Consider the following 20,541-nt stretch of genomic DNA (forward strand, 5'->3'; position numbering starts at 1 on the left):
ACAACCCCTGAGTACAGTTGTCCCAGAGCATTCCGATGGGGAGGGTCCATGTGGTACTGGCTTTTCAAGTTCATCTTCATGGGACCCGTGCTGTCCTTGCTCGGTCGACCGAAAGTCACTGGGCTTGAACATGTTCCGGCGTCCGGTGCGGTGATCCTCGCCAGTAACCACTTGGCGGTGGCAGACAGTTTCTATCTGCCACTGGTGGTGAGCCGCCGGATCACCTTCCTCGCCAAGGCCGAATACTTCACCGGTACCGGGATCAAGGGCTGGTTCACCCGGTGGTTCTACACGGTGGCCGGACAGGTACCGATCGACCGGACCGATGCCGATTCGGCGCAGAGCGCGTTGAGCACCGCCGAGCGCATCCTCAGCGAGGGCAAGTTGCTCGGCATGTACCCCGAGGGCACCCGCTCCCCGGACGGACGGCTCTACAAGGGCAAGACGGGCCTGGCCCGGCTGGCTCTGCAGACCGGCGTACCGGTGATTCCGGTCGCGATGGTCGGAACCAATGTGGTGAACCCGCCCGGGAGCAAGATGTGGAAGTTCGGCCGCGTCGAGGTGCGGTTCGGCAAGCCGATGGATTTCAGTCGTTTCGACGGCCTGGCCGGTAACCGATTCATCGAGCGTGCGGTGATCGACGAGGTGATGTACGAGCTGATGGGCCTGTCCGGTCAGGAGTACGTCGACCTGTACGCCGCGGACGTGAAGGGCAACCCTGCCGGCGCTACGGCGGGGAATCCCGCGGCGCGCCTTCCGCAGGCAGCCGCCGGCTGAGCCGGCGTCAGCGGTACGACGTTTACCGGTACGACGCGACGGCTGCGTGGCTGGTCCGGTCGCCTGCGTGCGTCGTCGACGTCAGCCCGGTCGCCAGGATGACGGCCAGCGCCCACCACACATAGGAGCAGCCGACCAGCTGCCGCCACAGTGACGCGGCGGTCTCGTGGTGCGGTGACATCAGGGTGATGGGCGTCCAGATCGTCAACGCCACCCCGGCCACCGTCACCGCGGTCAGTGCGGCGTTGCGCAGGCGATAAGCGGTGATCCCCGTCACCAGCAGCGTCGGGAGCGTCCACACCCAGTGGTGTGACCACGACACCGGGGAGACGACGAGCCCGAACATCGCCACGCAGATCAACGCCAGCATCGATGATGCGTCGGACATGTCCGGATCGACCGCTGCGATGCGCAGCGCGCGGTGCGCGGCCCACCCGGTCAGCACCAACACCGCCAGGCAGCACAGCACCCACAGCACGAACCGGGGGCCCTCGCTGAGGCCCAGGCGAGCCAGCACACCCGCGATGTTCTGGTTGGTGTTCAGCGTCGCGGTGCCGATCCGGTCGGTGTTGCGGACGGTTTCGGTCCAGTACTCGACCGAATCCCGAGCGGCCAGTGCGAAGCCTGCGAGTGTCGCGACGACGGTCGAGCCCGCGGTCCACAGCAGGGTCCGGATGTCGCGGCGCAACAAGAAGTACAGCAGGAACACGGCGGGGGTGAGCTTCACCGCGATGGCCAGGCCCAGCAGGATACCGCGCGGCCACGGGGTGCGCCGCGGCACGCAGTCGGCGATCACCAGGGTCATCAGCACGACGTTGATCTGGCCGAACTCGAAGTTGGACCGGATCGGCTCGAGGTAGACCACCGCAGGGGCGACCACAGCGGCTGCCAGCCAGCAGCGCCGCAGCCAGGCCGGTTCGGACGTGATCGTCGTCTGCGGCCAGACGTTCAGTCGCGTCAGCACCATCACGGTCGAGGCGATCAGCAACACCAGCGTGGTCAGCGTGATCGCGGCGCTGGCGGCAGGCAGGGACAGCCACGCGAACGGGGCAAACGAGATGGCGGCCAGCGGGGGATAGGTGAACGGCAGGTCCAGCCCGCCCTGGGTGTGGAAGATGGCACCGTCGGAGTACAGCGGCTTACCGTCCAGCCAGGCCCGTCCGCCCATCCGGTAGACGTCGATGTCGATCCGATACGGCGTGTGTCCGAGCAGTTTGTATCCCGCCCAGGCCAGCGCCGCCAAAGTCAGCAGCTGGAAAATTCGCCATGCGATGGTCGGTGCCCAACCAGCCCAGCCGGGCGCCTTCCGCTTACTCATGTCCTCAACAGACTATCGGTGGCCACCTGGCACAGGTGAATCCACGGCCCCGGCGCGCTCTGCTCGGCGTAAGTTTTCTCAGCGTGCACGTGACCGCCCACCTCTACCTCGTGACTCGCGATCGCCTGCCCTTGCTGTGTTGCCTGGTGGCGTTCATCCTCACGTTCTTCGTGACCCGGACCGTGGTGCGTTACATCCGTCGGCACGCCAACAGCGACAAGCCGCCCAAGTGGTGGCAACCCCGCAACATCTCGGTTTCGCAGGGCGGCGGCATGCACATTCACCACATGGTGATCGGAATCATCCTGGTGATGCTCTCGGGAATCACGATGGTGACGCTGTCGGTCAGCGGCGGGGTTCCCGAGTTCGCCGTGGCCTCGACGTTCTTCGGCATCGGTGCGGCGCTGGTGCTCGACGAGTTCGCGCTGGTGCTTCACCTGTCCGACGTGTACTGGGAGGAGGACGGCCGGACCTCGGTGGATGCGGTGTTCGCCGCGGTGGCCGTGGCGGGGCTGCTGATCCTGGGTTTCAATCCGCTGTCGTTTTTCGATATCAATATCTGGCGTGAGGATCAGACCGTGTTCGCCCGGGCGGTCGTGGTGGTGGTCGCGGTGATCACCCTGCTGCTCGCGGTCGTGGTGTTGCTCAAAGGCAAGGTGTGGACCGGATTGGTGGGTATGTTCATCACCCCGTTGTTGTTCGTCGGCGCCATCAGGCTGTCGCGGCCGCATGCGCCGTGGGCGCGGTGGCGGTACACCACCCGGCCCCGCAAGATGCGCCGCGCCCTGGAGCGTGAGCGCTGGTTGCGTCGTCCCGTGGTGCAGGCCAAGTTGTGGGTCCAGGACGCGATCGCCGGGACGCCGAAGTTTCCCGACGACGCTGCGGTCGACAAGGAGCTGGATCGGGAGATCCACGCGGCGCCTGCGCCAGGGCAGGTGGCCTGATGCGGTACTTCTATGACACCGAGTTCATCGACGACGGCCGCACCATCGACCTGATCTCGATCGGCGTGGTGGCCGAAGACGGGCGCGAGTATTACGCGATATCAACGGAATTCGATCCGGACCGGGCGGGCCGCTGGGTCCGTAAGCACGTGTTGCCCAAGTTGCCGTCGCCGTCGTCGAAGCTGTGGCGGTCCCGCCGCCAGATTCGCGAGGAGCTCGAGGAGTTCTTCGGCATCGACGGTGACGAGCCGATCGAACTGTGGGCCTGGGTGGGTGCCTACGACCACGTGGTGTTGTGTCAGCTGTGGGGCCCGATGACCGAGCTGCCGCAGGCCATCCCACGGTTCACGCGGGAGCTGCGCCAGTTCTGGGAGGACCGCGGTTCGCCGCGGATGCCGCCGCGGTCGCGCGATGCGCACGACGCTCTCGTCGACGCGCGGCAGAACCTGGAGCGGTTCCGCTTGATCAGCGGAACAGGTTCCGCGCCGCACGGTGACTCCGCTCAGGCCGCAGAAACAGGTGTTGACCGGCGGCTACCATGAACGGGTGAACTGGACCGTCGACATTCCCATCGAGCAGCTGCCGCCGTTGCCCCCGTTGACCGACGAGCTGCGGCAGCGTCTGGACGCCGCCCTGGCCCGGCCGGCCGCACAGCAGCCCAACTGGGACGCCGATGCCGCCAAGGCCATGCGGACGGTTCTGGAGAGCGTCCCGCCGGTCACCGTGCCGTCGGAGATCGAGAAGCTCAAGGGTCAGCTCGCGGAGGTCGCGCTCGGCAAGGCGTTCCTGCTGCAGGGCGGCGACTGCGCCGAGACGTTCGTCGACAACACCGAGCCGCACATCAGGGCCAACATCCGCACGTTGTTGCAGATGGCCGTCGTGCTGACGTACGGCGCGAGCATGCCGGTGGTGAAGGTGGCCCGGATCGCCGGGCAGTACGCCAAGCCGCGTTCGACCGACATCGATGCGCTGGGCCTGGAGTCCTACCGTGGCGACATGGTCAACGGGTTCGCCCCCGACGCCGCGGTCCGCGCCCACGACCCGTCGCGGTTGGTGCGCGCCTACGCCAACGCCAGCGCCGCGATGAACATGGTGCGCGCGTTGACCTCGTCGGGCCTGGCCTCGCTGCACCTGGTGCACGACTGGAACCGGGAGTTCGTCCGGACCTCGCCCGCGGGAGCCCGGTACGAGGCGCTCGCCGGTGAGATCGACCGCGGGTTGCGGTTCATGTCGGCCTGCGGTGTGGCCGACCGCAACTTGCAGACCGCTGAGATCTTCGCCAGCCACGAGGCCCTCGTGCTGGATTACGAGCGTGCGATGCTGCGACTGTCCGACGAACTGGACGGCACGCCCCGGCTGTACAACCAGTCGGCGCATTACCTGTGGATCGGTGAGCGCACCCGTCAGCTCGACGGCGCGCACATCGCGTTCGCCGAGGTGGTCGCCAACCCGATCGGGGTGAAGCTGGGGCCGACGACGTCGCCGGAGCTCGCCGTCGAGTACGTCGAGCGGCTCGACCCGCACAACGAACCCGGCAGGCTGACGCTGGTGACCCGCATGGGCAACAACAAGGTGCGCGATCTGCTGCCTCCCATCATCGAGAAGGTGCAGGCCACCGGCCACCAAGTGGTCTGGCAGTGCGACCCGATGCACGGCAACACCCACGAGTCGTCGACCGGCTACAAGACTCGGCACTTCGACCGCATCGTCGACGAGGTGCAGGGCTTCTTCGAGGTGCACCACGCCCTCGGCACTCATCCGGGTGGCATCCACGTCGAGATCACCGGTGAGAACGTCACCGAGTGTCTCGGTGGGGCCCAGGACATTTCGGACTCGGATCTGGCCGGCCGCTACGAGACGGCGTGCGATCCGCGACTGAACACCCAGCAGAGCCTTGAGCTGGCGTTCCTCGTCGCGGAGATGTTGCGCGACTGAGGCATTCGGCCGCGGCGGTCAGATGAGCGCAGCGATGTTGCTGCCCAGCGTCCACGCCGCCGCGGCCACAAGCCCGGTGAACGTCAGCACTGCGATCACCCAGAACGCCAGGGCACGTTTGGCGCGCTGTTGCGCCCAGTAGAACTCACTCATCTCGATACCGGCGAATCGCGTTGCCGCAGCTGGATATTCGGGGTAGTCGCCCGAGTTGTCCGGGATCGGTGCCCAGTCCTGGTCGCGGGTCAGTTCGCGCGTGAGTTGCCGCGGTGGCACCGGCGGCTGCGCGGGTTGCGCCGGTTGCGGCGCGGGCGGTGACGTCATCTCGGCAGGCGGGGCCTGCCGGCTGTGGACCCTCGTCGCCGCCAGGTGCTGCGCAGAGTTGCGTGGTGCCGGGACCCGGAAGGCGGGCAGCCCGAGTTCCTCGACGATGTCGTGCAGGTCGTCGCTCATCTCGTCAGCATCGGCGTAGCGGTCCGCGGGGTCACGGGCCGTGGCCCGGCGTACCAGCGCGTCGAATTCCGGTGGCACACCGGCGATTACAGTGCTGGGTGGCCGTACGTCGTGGTCCATCCGCTGATAAGCGACGGAGAGCGCGGAGTCGCCGGTGAACGGCGTCACGCCCGAGAGCAGTTCGTACGTCAGGATGCCCACCGCGTAGACGTCACTGCGGGGGTCGGCGTCCCCGGTGCTGACCTGTTCGGGCGACAGGTAAGCCGCCGTACCGAGAATCACGCTGGTGGACGTGATCTTGGCTTCGGCGACCGCGCGCACGAGCCCGAAATCGGCGATTTTCACGTCGCCGCCGTCGGAGATCAGCACGTTCTCCGGTTTGATGTCGCGGTGCACAAGGCCCGCTCGGTGCGCGACGGCGAGGCCGCCCAGCACGGGGGTCAGGACGGCGGCCACCGCGTGCGGCGGCATCGGGCCGCGCTCGGTCAGCAGCTCGCGCAGCGTGCCGCCCTCGATGAGCTCCATCACGAGAAACGGCGGTTGATGAGCAGCGCCTCCGCCGCCCTGGTCATAGACCGCAACCAGCCCGGGATGGCTCAGCCGGGCCACCGCGCGGGCCTCGCGCTGGAACCTTGCGAGAAAGTGGGCGTCGCCTGCGTACCGCGAATCCATGACCTTGATGGCGACCGGACGGTCGAGTCGGGTGTCGAGCCCGCGATAGACCGTCGACATCCCACCGGTGGCGATCGGAGTCTGAACTTCATACCGCCGATCCAGCACGGTGCCGACGAGCGGGTCCGATTGCTGGTGCGCCTCCACCGAACACATGTTACGAGCCGCCCGGGTAGTCCTAGAATCAGTGCGGTGAGCAGCATTCCGGCCGCCGATGACGTTCTGGATCCCGGCGAGGCCGTCTACGACCTTCCTACTGTCGCCGACATGCTCGGCATATCCGTCACCAAGGTGCACCAACAATTGCGTGAAGGTCACCTCATCGCGGTGCGCCGCGACGGGGTGCTCGTGGTGCCCAAGATCTTCTTCGATTCCTCAGGGCATGTGGTGAAGTCCCTGCCGGGATTGCTCGTGGTGCTCAATGACGGTGGCTATCGCAGCACCGAGATCGTGCGCTGGTTGTTCACGCCCGATGAGTCGCTGACCATCAGCCGTGACGGCTCGACCGACCGGCAGGCCAACGCGCGCCCGGTCGACGCGCTGCATTCACACCAGGCCCGTGAGGTGGTCCGCCGGGCCCAGGCGATGGCGTACTGACCCCGTTGCACTGCCAGCGCGCGTGTCGAGGGACAGACACGCGCGCTCGGCCAAACTAGGCAGCGGCAGGTTCGGGTTCGTCGGCCGTTGCGGCGTCGGGTTCGGGCGCCCGGTACAGCGAATACCAGGCCACGGCAGCGCACGCCGTGGTGAGAAGCACGTGCGCCCATTGGTACATGCCGTGGGCGCCGTCGGGCTTCCACATCACCATGATCCAGGTCGAGAACCCGGCGACCGCCGCTATCGCGGGCCGGGTCTGGATCAACGCGGCGGCCACGGCCAGCGGCCAGGTGTAGTACCAGGGCAGTGCCGCGGGCACGAACAACACCACGACGACCATCGCCAGGGCGATACCGGTGAGGGCTTCGCGGTCGGTGTGCCGATACCGCCACCACAGCAACGGCAACGCCACCACGATCACCACGATGCCGATGATCCGGGCGACCTCGAGCACCGCGTAGAAGTTGACCGGGAAGAGCAGGCCGCCAACGGCGTTGATGAGGTTGGATGCCGCGGTCGGAATGGTCAGCCAGTTGATGATCTTGACCGAGCCTGCCAGCGCGGTCAGCCAACCCAGCCCGACACCGGCCGCCAGTGACAACACGGCGAACACCGCGACGAAGATCAGCGCGGATGCCGCCGTGGCGATCGCGAACGCGCGTACCGGGCGTAGGTTGCGGCGTTCTTGCAGCTGCCGCATCCACACCCAGACCAGGAATGGAAGGGCAAGTCCGGCCGTGGCTTTCACAGCGACGGCGACTGCGATGAGGCTGACACCCCACACCGGGCGGCCCGCGAACGTCAGCGCGATCGCGGCCATCATCAGCCCGACCATCAGCATCTCGTTGTGCACGCCGCCCATCAGGTGAATGATCACCAGCGGGTTCAGTACGCAGATCCACAGCGCCGCAGCACCGTTGGCTCCGACGTGGCGGGCGACGCGCGGCGACGCCCAGATCAGCAACACCAAACCGGGCAGCATGCACAGCCGCAACAACATGGTGCCCGAGACGATGTCGTTGCCGACCAGCATGGTGACGAACTTCGCGACGAGGATGAAGGCCGGCCCGTACGGCGCGGTGGTCGTGGTCCAGATCGGGCTGACGTCGTCCAACAAGGAGTTCGGGTTGTCCACCGGGCCAACCACATACGGGTCGAGCCCGTCACGCAGCAGGGCGCCCTGCGCCAGATACGAATAGGTATCCCGGCTGAACAGCGGCACGCTCAGCAGCAGCGGAGCCAGCCAGAATCCGGTGGTGGCCACCATGGTGTATTCGGTTGCGGTGCGGTCGATCACCCGTCGACCCAGCCACAGCCAGGCCATCAGCATCAAGGCAACGCCGACCCACAACAGCACCGACGAGAGCACCAGGCCGTGGCCGAACCGCAACCAGGACAGGTGCAGTGACTCCAGCAGGGGATCGTGCAGCCGGGTACTGCCCGCGCCGAGCCCGCCGATGGTCAGCAGCACCGCGCCGAGGAAACCCAGCCTCGCTTGGGCCCCCTGCGGGGACATGGCGAACCCGACGAGGCGCGAAATATGGTGCATCAAACCGCTGTTCGAGGTCTGAGGGGCGGTCTGTGCGGTCATGCCGACCGGTTGGCGGCGAGCCGCGCGAGTTCGGCCAGGCCGGCCTTGGCCGGGGCGTGCACGGGGGCCGCGGTCAGCACCTCGAGCGCACGCCTGGTGAGCATCCCGATGTGCTCCTCAACGGCAGCCAGTGCTCCGACCGATTCGATGGCAAGGCGCAGCTCGCGGACCTGGACATCGGTCAAGTCGGTGCCGACGGCGGTGCGCAGCAGTTTGGCCGCGACGGGATCGGTCTTGTCGGCCAGCTCGAGCGCTTCGGCGAGCAGTACCGTGCGCTTGCCTGACCTCAGGTCGTCGCCGGAGGGTTTACCGGTCACCGCGGGGTCCCCGAACACGCCGAGCACATCGTCGCGCAGCTGGAACGCCACGCCGAGGTCATTGCCGATGCGGTGAAAGATCTCCTGCACATCGGGCCGGTCGGCGGCAGCGGCGGCGCCCAGTTGCAGGGGCCGGGCCACGGTGTAGGACGCCGTCTTGTAGGTGTTGACGTTCATCGCGGAGGCCACGGTTTCGGCGCCGCTGGATTCCGCGACGATGTCGAGATATTGGCCGCCGAGTACCTCGGTGCGGATGTGTGCCCACACCTGCTGGACGCGCAGCCGCGCGTCGGCGGGCAGCTCGGCAGTGGCCACGATGTCGTCGGCCCATGCCAGCGCGAGGTCGCCGAGCAGGATCGCGGCCGACAGGCCGAACTGTTCGGAGGATCCGCGCCAGTGCCGTTCGCGGTGCCGCTCGGTGAAGATGCGGTGCACGGTGGGTAGGCCGCGCCGGGTCGCCGAATCGTCGATCACGTCGTCGTGCACCAGCGCACACGCCTGCAGTAGTTCCAGGGCCGCGAAAAGACGCAGGACACCGGCGTCGGCCGGGGTGTCCGGGGTATCGGCGACGGCGCGCCAACCCCAATAGGCGAACGCGGGCCGCACCCGCTTGCCGCCGCGCAGCACGAATTCTTCGAGGGCCGCGGTCAGCTCCGCGTAATCGGTGCCGATGTAGGCGCAGTCCTGCCGGCGTTCGTGCAGGTACTCGCGCAACTGTTCGGTGACGGCGCCGGCCAACTCCGCAGCCGATGGTGCCGCTGCATCCACGCTCAGCGCCCTACCCCTTTCGTTGTGTGATCGCGCCCCCCGCGGTGCCTTCAGCGTAGAGCCTGCTGCGGTCTTTTCAGGAACGGTTCGTCAGTCGCGCGTGGTCACGGGCTCGCCTGGTTTGGGCGTGCGGTCCCGGCTCTGCCAGGCGAGCGCCCCGATGACACCGGCGACCACGAACGCGCCCACCGCGAGCCAGATGGCGGCGGTGGTGAACGAGCGGGCGCTGGGATCGGTGTAGCGGGCCTGCGCGTTCATCGTGCTCACCACGCCCGGCCGCAGTTTCCACTCGACGATCGACGAGCTCACCCGCGAGCCGTTGGTGGAGGTGACCTCGCCGGGGAACGACACGGTCAGCAACACGTCGGCCTGCGGGTCGTTGAGCGTGGTGAGGTCGACGCGTCCTTCGAGGATGACGAGCTCACCGGCGCGTCGCAGGGAGATGTCCACGCCCGCGGAATCGCGGTTCATCCCGGCCAGCTGCGGTAGTTCGGAGAAGCTGAGGTCGGAGAACACCGCTTGCGAGCCCACGTAGTCGTCGCGGCTGTACGGGCTGACGGCGACCTTGGTGGCGAACGGCAGGTTGTTCAGCAGCTGCGGGCCCTTGTCGTTCGCGTCACGGGGTTTGGCAGCGGCGATGATCTGGCCCGAAACGCGGTCGTCGGGCGAGACCGTCAGCGACGTGCGCACGCGGACGCAACCCACCGCCATCGGCAACACCAGCAACACCAAGATCAGCAGTGCCGGTAGTCGGTTCTTGCGCACCTGGTCATCGTGCCAGATGGGGCGAGGATCACAGCGGCAGGGCGCGGCCGAGGATGGCGAAGGCACGTGGGTCTCCGGCGAAGTGGTAACCGCGGATGACGTCGGTGAATCCCAATCGGCGGTACAACCGCCACGCGCGGTTGGCCTCCCCGTTGATCTCCGGCGTCGACAACAACACGTGGGATTCTCCGCGCCCGGCGAGCAGGCGCCTGGTGAGGGCTTCGCCGAGCCCACGGCCCTGGGCGCGGGGCTCGATGTGCAGTTCGGTGAGCTCGAAATAGCTGCTCATCAGCTCGGCGATGTGTGCAGGGTCGGCGCCGACCTGACGCAGGCCTGCCACCACCTGCTGCTGCCACCACTGGTCGGGCGCGCCGCAGTAGCCGTAGGCGATGCCCAGCAGTGGGGCAGTGGCCAGTTCGTCGGTGCTGGGCGTGACGTCGGGCCCGAGCGCTGAATCGTCGACCTCGACGGCTGCCACGCCCTTCCATCCGAGCCGTCGGGTGTGTTCGAGCCACAGCGACGCGCGCTGCTCCTCGGTGCCGCGGGGGTATCGCATGGCGTCGACGTATACGCGCAGCGCATCGGGAAGCCGGCGCTGCATGTCGTCCGGCGACAGATCGATGAGATACATCGCCAATTCGGTAGCCTCCCGGCGGCTGTCGTTACGTCGATTATCGAAGTCATTATCCGGGCGGCGAGGTGCCCGGTCCCCGGTGTGCCCAACGACATACAATCGACGGCGAACTAGGTGGTACGGCTCGGATCGACCTCGTATCATCATTGTTAGGTGTCCGTGATGAACGGGCATCGAAGAATTTGGACAGACTACTTCGGACAATGCGACGGCGGCGTCGGCAAGGAGGGACGAATGCCACTCTCCGATCATGAGCAGCGCATGCTCGATCAGATCGAGAGCGCGCTCTATGCCGAGGACCCCAAGTTCGCGTCGAGCGTTCGTGGTGGGACTCTACGCGCGCCCTCGGCGCGCCGCAGGCTGCAGGGTGCTCTCCTTTTCGTCCTCGGTTTGGCGATGCTTGTCGTCGGTGTCGCCGTCAAGGCGACCATGATTGGCGGCTTCCCGGTGCTGTCGGTCCTCGGTTTCGTGGTGATGTTCGCCGGCGTGGTGTTCGCCATCACGGGCCCGCGTGTCACGGGCGGGCGTGATCGCTCGGCTGCGGCACCTGGAGCGCCGCGGCAGCGCCGTCAGCGTGGTGGTTCGTTCACCAACCGGATGGAAGACCGTTTCCGCAGGCGTTTCGACGAGTAAGCCGGGACTGGTTCCAGGGGTAGCCCACATGGGCTACCCCTTTTTTGTGTCTCTGGCCGGTCCGCGACACGCCAGCACGGGGTCATGCGTGGGCATTTCCCCCACTGCGCCCCACTTCTGCCGCATGCTTATCGACCTGCGGATTTTCTGCCGGTTGATGGATGACGGCGGGTGATGCGCGCGAAACCACCAGCACTTTGCAGCCGAGTGTGGGGCGTTGCAACCAACTCATGCCATCAATTGGAGCAAAGTGGGGGATTGTGGGGTAAAGTGGCGGCCAGCGGGGAAACCGGAACCCCGTGTGGGAGGTGGCCAGATGTTTCTGGGCACCTACACGCCCAAGCTCGATGACAAGGGGCGGCTGACGCTGCCCGCCAAGTTCCGCGACGCGCTGGCAGGAGGACTGATGGTCACCAAAAGCCAAGATCACAGCCTCGCCGTCTACCCGCGCGACGAGTTCGAAAAGCTGGCCCGACGCGCTTCACAGGCCTCCCGGAGCAATCCGGAAGCTCGTGCGTTCCTGCGTAACCTGGCCGCCGCAACCGATGAGCAGCACCCCGACGCGCAGGGCCGGATCACCCTGTCGGCAGATCACCGTCGCTACGCCAACCTCTCCAAGGATTGCGTTGTGATCGGCTCCGTCGACTATTTGGAGATCTGGGACGCCCAAGCCTGGCAGGAGTACCAGCAGATCCACGAAGAGAACTTCTCCGCGGCCACTGATGAAACTCTGCGCGACATCATTTGATTCGGATGCTGACCCGAACGAGGCCCGTGCGGCGTGGCCTCTGCCCGAGCCGGCCCTGGCGTACTTCCCCAACGCCAGGTCCAAGGGTTCGGACAGAGACCTCGTCGCAGGGGCAGGCCATAGCGGAGGTGTTGGTGTGGACGCGAACGTGGGTGACCACGGTCATATCCCAGTCCTGCTGGACCGCTGTGTCGAACTGCTCAGCCCCGCGCTGACCCGTCGTCACACAGATGGATCCGAGGCGGTGCTCATCGACGGCACCCTGGGTGCAGGCGGGCACTCCGAACGTTTTCTCACCCAGTTTCCGGGTCTGCGGCTGATCGCGCTGGACCGAGACCCTAACGCCCTGGCCATCGCCGGTGCGCGGCTGGCGCCGTTCGCCGACCGGGTGACGTTTGTGCGCACGCGCTACGACGGCATACCCGCAGCCATGGCCGAGGCCGGGGTGGACCGGGTCGACGGTGTGTTGTTCGACCTGGGCGTGTCATCGATGCAACTCGACCAGAAGCAGCGGGGCTTCTCTTACTCGGTTGATGCGCCACTGGACATGCGGATGGATCCCGATGCGCGCCTCACCGCCGCCGAAATCCTCAACACGTACGACGCCAAGGACCTGGCGCGCCTGCTGCGGGACTTCGGCGAGGAGCGATTCGCTGGCAGGATCGCCGACAAGATTGTCCGGCGGCGTGCCCAGAAGCCTTTCGAGACCACGGCCGAACTGGTCGAGCTGCTCTACGAAGCCATCCCGGCCCCGGCGCGACGGACCGGCGGACACCCGGCCAAACGCACGTTTCAAGCCCTGCGCATCGCCGTCAACGGTGAGCTCGAATCGTTACGCGCCGCGGTGCCTGCCGCGTTGGCGGCGTTGCGGCCCGGGGGGCGCATCGTGGTGATGGCCTACCAGTCGTTGGAGGACCGGATCGTCAAGAACGCGTTCGCCACCGCGACGGCGTCGCGGACGCCGCCTGGCCTGCCGATCGAATTGCCTGGGCACGAACCGGAATTCGTGACTCTGACCCGAGGCGCCGAGCGGGCCCGCGCAGATGAGATCGAACGTAATCCACGTAGTGCCCCGGTGCGGCTGCGAGCACTCGAAAAGGTTGGGGGAAGGGGCAACTCATGAAGACGAAGCGACCTGCACCGGCGTCTGAGAGCAAGCGTCGACGCGACGCACGCAAGCCGGGCCGGGCCGTGGCCCGACGCGCTACCGAGGCGCCGCCCCGCGCCCGCACCCGCAGGCCCGATGTCGACCAGCGGCGCGCCCGTTCGGCGCCGGCCACCGGTCCGATCCCGCGGCCCAAGACCCAGCCGGCGCGTCCCAAGAGTGCCAGCCAGGCCAAGGCGCGAGCAAAGGCCCGGAAAGCCAAGGCGCCCAAGGTCGTTCGCCCGCCACTGCGAGAGCGGTTGCTGGTCAGGCTGGCTTCGATCGAACTGAACCCACGCGAGCTGATCTCCAGGGTTCCGTTCGTCGCCCTCGTGATCGCAGCGCTGGGCTTCGGGCTGGGCGTCACGCTGTGGCTGTCCACCGGCTCGGCCGAGCGGTCCTACCAGCTGGGCCACGCCCGGCAGACGACGCAGGGCCTGCAGCAGCAGAAAGAGGCGCTGGAACGGGATGTACTCGAAGCGCAGGCCGCTCCCGCGCTGGCTGAGGCCGCCCGCAACCTGGGCATGATTCCGTCGCGCGACACCGCGCACCTGGTGCAGGACCCCACCGGCAGTTGGACCGTGGTGGGCACACCCAAGCCTGCCGAAGGCGTACCGCCGCCTCCGATGAACGTTCCGCTGCCCGACCCGACCACGCCGCCACCCGCACCTCCCGCGCCGCGAGTGGTCGATCCCCGCGAGGTGACCGTGCACATGCCCGCCACCGGCCAGGTGCTGCCCGGCCAGCCGGTTCAACTACCCGGTCAACCGGTTCCCGGGCAACTACCCGGTCAGCCGCTGGCCGCACCGGCGGCGCCCGGCGCCGTTCCGGCCCCGCTTCCCGCGTCCGCGCCGCAGGTCGCCGCACCGCCCGCGGCGCCGCCGGCCGAGGTGCCCGCACCTGTGCCTGCAGCACCGGTGCCCGCACTGGCGCCCCCTCCCGAGGCCCCATCGGTCGCGGCCGCACCCGCGCCCGTGCCTGCGGCGCCGGTGCCAGGGGTGCCGTTGCCCGCGGGCCCGGTCCCAGGTGCCGAACAGGCCGTTGCGGCCCCCGTTCCCGTCCCCGCACCGGCGGCATGAGGGGGCGGCAGCAGCCGCCCAAGAAGGCGGACCCGACCGGCCAGGGGCGTCCGGCGCGAGCCCGGCGTGTCCGAGTCGCCACGGAAAGTGGTTCGGGCAGTGCATCATTCATGTTCCGTCACCGGACCGGCAACATTGTCATCTTCTCTGTGCTGGCCATTGCGGTGGCACAGCTGTTCAGCCTTCAGGTTCCGCGCGCGGCGGGGCTGCGGGCCGAGGCGGCCAGCCAGCTCAAGGTCACCGATGTCGAACCGGCGCTGCGCGGCAGCATCATCGACCGCAACGGCGACAAGCTGGCCTTCACCATCGAGGCCAAGGCGCTGACCTTCCAGCCGGTCCGGGTCCGCAAGCAACTGGCCGAGGCCAAGGCCAAGTCACCGAAGGCGCCCGATCCCGATCGCAGGCTCTCCGACATCGCCAACGAGGTCGCGGCCCGGCTGAACAACAAGCCCGACGCGAAGACCGTGCTGCGCAAGCTCAAGAGTGACGACACGTTCGTGTATCTGGCACGTGCGGTCGATCCCGCGGTCGCCAGCGCCATCATGGACAAGTTCCCCGAAGTCGGCGCGGAACGTCAGGACCTGCGTCAGTACCCCGGTGGGGCGCTGGCCGCCAACATCGTCGGCGGTATCGACTGGGACGGTCACGGACTGCTCGGTATGGAGGATTCGCTCGACGCCGAGTTGTCCGGTTCGGACGGCTCGCTCACCTACGACCGCGGTTCCGACGGTGTGGTGATTCCTGGCAGCTACCGCAACCGCCACGACGCGGTCAACGGTTCCACTGTGCAGCTGACCCTCGACGACGACATCCAGTACTACGTGCAGCAGCAAGTACAGATGGCCAAGGACGCTTCCGGCGCCAAGAACGTGTCCGCGGTGGTGCTGGACTCGAAAACCGGTGAGGTGCTGGCGATGTCGAACGACAACACGTTCGACCCGTCGCAGGACATCGGCAGGCAGGGCGATCGGCAGATGGGCAACCTGCCGGTGTCCTCGCCGTTCGAGCCGGGTTCGGTCAACAAGATCATCACGGCGTCCACGGCAATCGAGCTTGGCCTGACCAATCCCGATGAGGTGCTGCAGGTTCCGGGTTCGATCAACATGGGCGGGGTCACCGTGCGGGACGCCTGGAATCACGGCGTGATGCCGTACACGACCACCGGGGTGTTCGGTAAGTCGTCGAACGTCGGCACGCTGATGCTGGCCCAGCGGATCGGGCCGGACAAGTTCTACGACATGGTCCGCAAGTTCGGGCTGGGGCAGCGCACCAACGTCGGCCTGCCCGGTGAAAGCTCCGGGCTGGTGCCGCCCATCGACCAGTGGTCGGGCAGCTCGTTCGCGAACCTGCCTATCGGCCAGGGCCTTTCGATGACGCTGCTGCAGATGACCTCGATGTACCAGACCATCGCCAACGACGGCGTCCGGATCCCGCCGCGGATCATCAAGTCGACCGTCAGCTCGGACGGCAGCGTCAAGGACGAGCCGCGTCCCGACGGCGTGCGGGTGGTGTCGCCGGAAACCGCACGGACGGTCCGCAACATGTTCCGGGCGATCGTGCAGCGCGATCCCATGGGTTACCAGCAGGGCACGGGTCCGCAGGCAGCCGTGGAGGGCTACCAGATCGCGGGCAAGACGGGCACCGCCCAGCAGATCAACCCGGCCTGCGGCTGCTACTTCGACAACGTCTACTGGATCACCTTCGCAGGCATGGCTCCTGCGGATGATCCGCGTTATGTGGTGGGCATCATGATGGACGCGCCGCAGCGCGCGGCCGACGGCGCGCCGGGTTCGTCGGCGGCGCCGCTGTTCCACAACATCGCGTCGTGGCTGCTGCAGCGCCACAATGTGCCGCTGTCGGCGGATCCCGGTCCACGGTTGACGCTGCAGGCGACCTGACGGCTCGCCGGATCGGCGGTAGGTACTGTGGCAGGGCCATGAAGCCGCGTCCCAGTCATTCCGCCGGCGAACTTCTCGCGTCGCTCGCCGCACAGATCCAGGCTGTTCCCTCAGGTGCGTCCGGATTACCCGAGCTCCGGGTGACCGGAGTGACGCTGCGCGGCCAGGATGCCCGGCCCGGCGACCTGTTCGCGGCGTTGCCGGGTTCGGCCGCCCACGGCGCGCGTTACGCGGCCGACGCGGTGGCGCGCGGCGCGGTGGCGGTGCTGACCGACGCGAGTGGGGTCGCCGAACTCGCCGACCCGCCCGGCGTGCCGGTACTGATCCATCCGGACCCGAGGTCTGTGCTCGGCGACCTGGCGGCCGTTGTGTACGGCAATCCGGCCGACCGGTTGCGGGTCATCGGTGTCACCGGGACCTCGGGCAAGACGACAACTACATACCTCGTGGAGGCGGGTCTGCGGGCTGCGGGCCGGGTGGCGGGCCTGATCGGCACAGTCGGAGTCCGCATCGACGGCAACGACCTGCCCAGCGCGTTGACCACGCCGGAGGCACCCGATCTGCAGGCGCTGCTGGCCGTCATGGTCGAGCAGGGAGTGGACACCGTGGTGATGGAGGTGTCCAGCCACGCGTTGGTGCTCGGGCGGGTGGACGGGCTGCGGTTCGCCGTCGGCGGGTTCACCAACCTCTCACGCGATCATCTGGATTTCCATCCGACGATGCAGGACTACTTCGAGGCCAAGGCCCGGTTGTTCGATCCCACCTCGCCGAATCACGCGGCCGCGGCCGTGATCTGCGTCGACGACGAGGCCGGACAGGCCATGGCCGAGCGGGCCGAGAACCCGGTGACGGTCAGTGCGACCGGTCGTCCCGCCGATTGGGCCGTGCAAGCGGTCGCGGCGACGGGCGCCGGCGCTCAGGAATTCACCGTGGCCGACCCCGCCGGTGTGCACCACGAACTCGGCATCGGACTGCCCGGCGGCTACAACGTGGCCAACGCCGCGTTGGCCCTGGCCCTGCTCGACGCGGTCGGGGTTTCGCCTGAGCAGGCGGCTCCCGGGCTGCGCAACGCGGCTGTCCCGGGCCGGCTGCAGGCCATCGACCGAGGGCAACCGTTCCTGGCGCTCGTGGATTACGCCCACAAGCCGGGTGCGCTTGAGGCGGTGCTGCAGACGCTTCGGGCGAGCGCAGCGACGGGGGAAATGGCTCGGGCGAGCGCAGCGACGGCTCGGCTGGCCGTGGTGTTCGGGGCGGGCGGCAACCGGGACGCAGGCAAGCGTGAGCCGATGGGTCGGGTGGCGGCCGAGTTGGCCGATCTGGTGGTCGTTACCGATGACAACCCGCGCGACGAGGATCCCGCGACGATTCGGGCCGCCATCATGGCCGGCGCGGTCGCCGGAGACGCCCAGGTGGTCGAGGTGGGCGACCGGCGGGCGGCCATCGAGCACGCCGTGGCTTGGGCGCGGCCCGGCGACATCGTGTTGATCGCGGGCAAGGGCCATGAGTCCGGGCAGACCAGCGGTGGCCAGACCCGCCCGTTCGACGATCGTGACGAGCTGGCGGCGGCACTGGAGAAGTTGAAGACAGGGGCACAGCGGGTCGGGGAGCCAGGGGAGTCGGGCGCATGATCGAGATGACTGTCGCCAGGATCGCCGAGATCGTGGGCGGGGAGCTGGCCGACATCACCGCCGAGCAGGCGGAACAGACGCGGGTCACCGGCACCGTGGAGTTCGATTCGCGTGCGGTCGGACCAGGTGGGTTGTTTCTGGCGCTGCCGGGCGCGCGGTCGGATGGCCACGACTTCGCGGCGACCGCGGTGGCGTCAGGTGCCGTCGCAGTGCTCGCCGCGCGGCCGGTGGGCGTACCCGCCATCGTCGTGCGGCCTGAACCCGGCACGGCCGACGCGGCCTCGGGTGCGCTCGAACACGACACCGACGGTTCGGGGGCGGCGGTGCTGGCGGCGTTGGCTCGGCTGGCTGCCGCGGTGGCCGCCGAGTTGGTCGAGGGCGGGCTGCAGATCATCGGGGTCACCGGGTCGTCGGGTAAGACCTCCACCAAGGATCTGCTGGCGGCGGTGCTGTCCCCGTTGGGGGAGGTGGTCGCTCCGCCGGGGTCGTTCAACAACGAGCTCGGCCATCCGTGGACGGTGTTGCGCGCCACGAGGGACACCGATTACCTGATCCTGGAGATGTCGGCGCGGCACCCCGGCAACATCGCGGCGCTGGCCGCGATCGCTCGGCCGTCGATCGCCGTGGTGCTCAATGTCGGCACCGCGCATCTGGGTGAGTTCGGCTCACGAGAGGTCATCGCGCAGACGAAAGGTGAACTGCCGCAATCGGTTCCGAGTTCCGGCGTGGTGGTGCTCAATGCCGACGACACCGCGGTGGCGGCGATGGCCGCGCTGACTGACGCGCGGGTGGTGCGGGTGTCGCGCGAGCCGGGCACGACGGTGGACGTGTGGGCAGGCCCCGTCGCCCTCGACGAGTTGGCCCGTCCGCGGTTCACGCTGCATACCGCCGGCGGACAGGTGGATGTCGCCTTGGCCGTGCACGGTGACCATCAGGTCTCCAATGCGCTGAGCGCGGCGGCGGTGGCCCTCGAGTGCGGGGCGACGCTGGAGCAGGTCGCCGAGGCGCTGGCGGGCGCCGGGCCGGTGTCGCGGCACCGCATGCAGGTGAGCACCCGGGCAGACGGCGTGACGGTGATCAACGACGCATACAACGCCAACCCGGATTCGATGCGGGCCGGGCTGAAGGCACTGGCCTGGATGGCCAGTGACAAACCCGGGGAAGGCGGCACCGGGCGGCGGCGCAGTTGGGCGGTGCTCGGTGAGATGGCCGAGTTGGGCGAGGACGCGATATCCGAGCACGATCGCATCGGCCGGCTGGCTGTGCGCTTAGATGTTTCTCGACTCGTCGTCGTCGGAACCGGGAGGTCGTTGGGCGCCATGCACCACGGGGCGGTTATGGAGGGTTCGTGGGGTTCGGAGTCGACGATCGTCGCCGACGCGGATGCCGCACTGGAGCTTTTGCGCGCCGAGTTGCAGCCGGGTGACGTGGTGCTGGTGAAGGCGTCCAATTCGGCGGGGCTCGGTGCGCTGGCCGAGGCCATCGCTGTTGACACTGGTGACGCCGGGGGCAGCCGATGAAGCTGATCCTCATCGCCGTCGGCATCGCGTTGACGGTCTCGATTCTGCTGACGCCTGCGTTGATCCGGTTGTTCACCAAGCGCGGGCTGGGCCACGAGATCAGGGAAGACGGCCCGGCCAGCCACGCCAAGAAGCGTGGCACTCCCTCGATGGGCGGGGTGGCCATCGTCGCAGGCATCTGGGCGGGGTATCTGGGCACGCACCTGGTGGGCATGGCCATGGGCGGCGATGGTCCGTCGGCATCGGGCCTACTCGTGCTCGGCCTGGCCACCATGCTCGGCGGTGTCGGTTTCCTCGACGATCTGATCAAGCTGCGGCGGTCGCGCAACCTCGGGCTGAACAAGACCGCCAAGACGGTCGGTCAACTGCTGGCCGCGGTGTTGTTCGGCGTGCTGGCCCTGCAGTTCCGCAACACCGACGGGCTGACGCCGGCCAGCCCCGAACTGTCCTATGTGCGCGAGATCGCGACGGTCACGCTGGCTTCGTGGGTGTTCGTGCTGTTCTGCGTGGTGATCGTCAGTGCGTGGTCGAATGCGGTGAACTTCACCGACGGTCTGGACGGCCTGGCCGCCGGTGCGATGGCGATGGTCTGTGCGGCCTATGTGCTGATCACGTTCTGGCAGTTCCGCAATGCGTGTGCCACCGCGCCCGGACTGGGCTGCTACAACGTGCGTGACCCACTGGACCTGGCGCTGATCGCGGCGGCGTCGGCGGGGGCCTGCATCGGTTTTCTGTGGTGGAACGCCGCGCCGGCCAAGATCTTCATGGGTGACACCGGTTCGCTGGCCCTGGGTGGCATCATCGCCGGCCTGTCGGTAATGAGCCGCACCGAGATCCTCGCAGTGGTCCTCGGCGCGCTGTTCGTCGCGGAGGTCACCTCGGTCGTGGTGCAGATTCTCGCGTTCCGCACGACGGGCCGCAGGGTGTTCCGGATGGCGCCGTTCCATCATCACTTCGAGCTGGTCGGATGGGCTGAGACGACGGTGATCATCCGGTTCTGGCTGCTGACGGCGATCGCCTGTGGACTCGGCGTTGCGCTGTTCTACAGCGAATGGCTGACCGCTGTCGGGGCCTGACGTGCCTGACGTGCCGGCCTGGCCCGGACGCGAGGAGGACACAAGAC

19 protein-coding genes are annotated in these 20,541 nt (G+C 67.9%); 13 read left to right on the top strand and 6 right to left on the bottom strand.

Annotated elements, in window-relative coordinates:
* Positions 1–48: 48 nt before the first annotated feature.
* The gene (locus A5784_RS16260; RefSeq protein WP_064945943.1) at positions 49–777 is read left to right on the top strand and encodes a lysophospholipid acyltransferase family protein; all 729 of its coding nucleotides are present in this window, start codon (positions 49–51) and stop codon (positions 775–777) included.
* Between the two features lie 22 nt (positions 778–799).
* Here A5784_RS16260 and A5784_RS16265 read toward each other — a convergent pair whose 3' ends face one another.
* Entirely contained in the window at positions 800–2,095 is a 1,296-nt protein-coding gene (locus tag A5784_RS16265; protein WP_064945944.1) for a glycosyltransferase family 87 protein, read from the bottom strand.
* 83 nt (positions 2,096–2,178) lie between these two features.
* On the opposite strand from A5784_RS16265, the gene A5784_RS16270 reads away from it, so the two are divergent.
* Genes A5784_RS16270 through A5784_RS16280 form a run of 3 tightly spaced genes read left to right on the top strand, consistent with a single transcriptional unit; the run spans position 2,179 to position 4,974 of the window.
* Positions 2,179–3,039, top strand: coding sequence for a hypothetical protein (locus tag A5784_RS16270; RefSeq protein WP_064945945.1), 861 nt, complete (start codon positions 2,179–2,181; stop codon positions 3,037–3,039).
* Positions 3,039–3,581 carry a polyadenylate-specific 3'-exoribonuclease AS gene (locus tag A5784_RS16275; RefSeq protein WP_064945946.1) on the top strand — a complete coding sequence of 181 codons (543 nt, stop codon included), beginning with the start codon at positions 3,039–3,041 and terminating at the stop codon, positions 3,579–3,581. Before A5784_RS16270 ends, A5784_RS16275 begins: the two co-directional genes overlap by 1 nt.
* Positions 3,582–3,585: 4 nt before the next feature.
* Positions 3,586–4,974 (top strand): class II 3-deoxy-7-phosphoheptulonate synthase, encoded by a 1,389-nt coding sequence (locus tag A5784_RS16280; RefSeq protein ID WP_064945984.1) that lies wholly within the window; start codon positions 3,586–3,588, stop codon positions 4,972–4,974.
* An 18-nt stretch (positions 4,975–4,992) separates the two neighbouring features.
* Here A5784_RS16280 and A5784_RS16285 read toward each other — a convergent pair whose 3' ends face one another.
* Positions 4,993–6,252, bottom strand: a complete 1,260-nt coding sequence (locus A5784_RS16285) for a protein kinase domain-containing protein (protein WP_064945947.1) — start codon at positions 6,250–6,252, stop codon at positions 4,993–4,995.
* Positions 6,253–6,288: 36 nt separating this feature from the next.
* On the opposite strand from A5784_RS16285, the gene A5784_RS16290 reads away from it, so the two are divergent.
* Entirely contained in the window at positions 6,289–6,693 is a 405-nt protein-coding gene (locus A5784_RS16290) for an Rv2175c family DNA-binding protein (protein WP_064945948.1), read from the top strand.
* 55 nt (positions 6,694–6,748) lie between these two features.
* Here the strand turns inward: A5784_RS16290 and A5784_RS16295 are convergent, their stop codons facing one another.
* The 4 genes from A5784_RS16295 to A5784_RS16310 all read right to left on the bottom strand — a co-directional run bounded on the left by A5784_RS16295 (position 6,749) and on the right by A5784_RS16310 (position 10,771).
* The gene (locus A5784_RS16295) at positions 6,749–8,284 is read right to left on the bottom strand and encodes an alpha-(1->6)-mannopyranosyltransferase A (protein WP_064945949.1); all 1,536 of its coding nucleotides are present in this window, start codon (positions 8,282–8,284) and stop codon (positions 6,749–6,751) included.
* Entirely contained in the window at positions 8,281–9,369 is a 1,089-nt protein-coding gene (gene idsA2 / locus A5784_RS16300; RefSeq protein WP_064945950.1) for a bifunctional (2E,6E)-farnesyl/geranyl diphosphate synthase, read from the bottom strand. The genes A5784_RS16295 and idsA2 overlap by 4 nt, the downstream gene beginning before the upstream one ends.
* A gap of 90 nt (positions 9,370–9,459) precedes the next feature.
* Complete coding sequence (locus A5784_RS16305) at positions 9,460–10,080, bottom strand: LppM family (lipo)protein (RefSeq protein WP_197514774.1); 621 nt, start codon at positions 10,078–10,080, stop codon at positions 9,460–9,462.
* Positions 10,081–10,162: 82 nt separating this feature from the next.
* Positions 10,163–10,771: a GNAT family N-acetyltransferase gene (locus A5784_RS16310; RefSeq protein WP_064945951.1), complete on the bottom strand. Its 609-nt coding sequence runs from the start codon at positions 10,769–10,771 to the stop codon at positions 10,163–10,165.
* Between the two features lie 231 nt (positions 10,772–11,002).
* On the opposite strand from A5784_RS16310, the gene A5784_RS16315 reads away from it, so the two are divergent.
* The 8 genes from A5784_RS16315 to mraY all read left to right on the top strand — a co-directional run bounded on the left by A5784_RS16315 (position 11,003) and on the right by mraY (position 20,494).
* The gene (locus tag A5784_RS16315) at positions 11,003–11,401 is read left to right on the top strand and encodes an SCO2097 family morphological protein (protein WP_064945952.1); all 399 of its coding nucleotides are present in this window, start codon (positions 11,003–11,005) and stop codon (positions 11,399–11,401) included.
* A gap of 316 nt (positions 11,402–11,717) precedes the next feature.
* Positions 11,718–12,149, top strand: coding sequence for a division/cell wall cluster transcriptional repressor MraZ (mraZ, locus tag A5784_RS16320; protein WP_064945953.1), 432 nt, complete (start codon positions 11,718–11,720; stop codon positions 12,147–12,149).
* A complete protein-coding gene (gene rsmH, locus A5784_RS16325) occupies positions 12,124–13,272 on the top strand; it encodes a 16S rRNA (cytosine(1402)-N(4))-methyltransferase RsmH (RefSeq protein WP_232006075.1) in 1,149 nt (382 codons plus the stop codon). The genes mraZ and rsmH overlap by 26 nt, the downstream gene beginning before the upstream one ends.
* The gene (gene ftsL, locus A5784_RS16330) at positions 13,269–14,372 is read left to right on the top strand and encodes a cell division protein FtsL (protein ID WP_064945955.1); all 1,104 of its coding nucleotides are present in this window, start codon (positions 13,269–13,271) and stop codon (positions 14,370–14,372) included. The genes rsmH and ftsL overlap by 4 nt, the downstream gene beginning before the upstream one ends.
* Positions 14,369–16,270 carry a peptidoglycan D,D-transpeptidase FtsI family protein gene (locus A5784_RS16335; protein ID WP_064945956.1) on the top strand — a complete coding sequence of 634 codons (1,902 nt, stop codon included), beginning with the start codon at positions 14,369–14,371 and terminating at the stop codon, positions 16,268–16,270. Before ftsL ends, A5784_RS16335 begins: the two co-directional genes overlap by 4 nt.
* Positions 16,271–16,308: 38 nt before the next feature.
* Positions 16,309–17,898 carry a UDP-N-acetylmuramoyl-L-alanyl-D-glutamate--2,6-diaminopimelate ligase gene (locus tag A5784_RS16340; protein WP_064945957.1) on the top strand — a complete coding sequence of 530 codons (1,590 nt, stop codon included), beginning with the start codon at positions 16,309–16,311 and terminating at the stop codon, positions 17,896–17,898.
* Positions 17,895–19,418 (top strand): UDP-N-acetylmuramoyl-tripeptide--D-alanyl-D-alanine ligase, encoded by a 1,524-nt coding sequence (locus A5784_RS16345; protein ID WP_064945958.1) that lies wholly within the window; start codon positions 17,895–17,897, stop codon positions 19,416–19,418. The genes A5784_RS16340 and A5784_RS16345 overlap by 4 nt, the downstream gene beginning before the upstream one ends.
* Positions 19,415–20,494, top strand: coding sequence for a phospho-N-acetylmuramoyl-pentapeptide-transferase (gene mraY, locus A5784_RS16350; protein WP_064945959.1), 1,080 nt, complete (start codon positions 19,415–19,417; stop codon positions 20,492–20,494). Before A5784_RS16345 ends, mraY begins: the two co-directional genes overlap by 4 nt.
* Positions 20,495–20,541: the final 47 nt, after the last annotated feature.

It is taken from the genome of Mycobacterium sp. 852013-50091_SCH5140682, assembly GCF_001665685.1.
GTDB lineage: Bacteria > Actinomycetota > Actinomycetes > Mycobacteriales > Mycobacteriaceae > Mycobacterium.

Coding starts and splice junctions, on each gene's coding strand:
- A5784_RS16265 (WP_064945944.1), bottom strand. CDS start 2,095: ATGAGTAAGCGGAAGGCGCCCGGCTGGGCTGGTTGGGCACCGACCATC.
- ftsL (WP_064945955.1), top strand. CDS start 13,269: ATGAAGACGAAGCGACCTGCACCGGCGTCTGAGAGCAAGCGTCGACGC.
- A5784_RS16260 (WP_064945943.1), top strand. CDS start 49: ATGTGGTACTGGCTTTTCAAGTTCATCTTCATGGGACCCGTGCTGTCC.
- mraY (WP_064945959.1), top strand. CDS start 19,415: ATGAAGCTGATCCTCATCGCCGTCGGCATCGCGTTGACGGTCTCGATT.
- A5784_RS16315 (WP_064945952.1), top strand. CDS start 11,003: ATGCCACTCTCCGATCATGAGCAGCGCATGCTCGATCAGATCGAGAGC.
- A5784_RS16275 (WP_064945946.1), top strand. CDS start 3,039: ATGCGGTACTTCTATGACACCGAGTTCATCGACGACGGCCGCACCATC.
- A5784_RS16345 (WP_064945958.1), top strand. CDS start 17,895: ATGATCGAGATGACTGTCGCCAGGATCGCCGAGATCGTGGGCGGGGAG.
- A5784_RS16335 (WP_064945956.1), top strand. CDS start 14,369: ATGAGGGGGCGGCAGCAGCCGCCCAAGAAGGCGGACCCGACCGGCCAG.
- mraZ (WP_064945953.1), top strand. CDS start 11,718: ATGTTTCTGGGCACCTACACGCCCAAGCTCGATGACAAGGGGCGGCTG.
- A5784_RS16295 (WP_064945949.1), bottom strand. CDS start 8,284: ATGACCGCACAGACCGCCCCTCAGACCTCGAACAGCGGTTTGATGCAC.
- A5784_RS16285 (WP_064945947.1), bottom strand. CDS start 6,252: ATGTGTTCGGTGGAGGCGCACCAGCAATCGGACCCGCTCGTCGGCACC.
- A5784_RS16305 (WP_197514774.1), bottom strand. CDS start 10,080: ATGGCGGTGGGTTGCGTCCGCGTGCGCACGTCGCTGACGGTCTCGCCC.
- A5784_RS16340 (WP_064945957.1), top strand. CDS start 16,309: ATGAAGCCGCGTCCCAGTCATTCCGCCGGCGAACTTCTCGCGTCGCTC.
- rsmH (WP_232006075.1), top strand. CDS start 12,124: ATGAAACTCTGCGCGACATCATTTGATTCGGATGCTGACCCGAACGAG.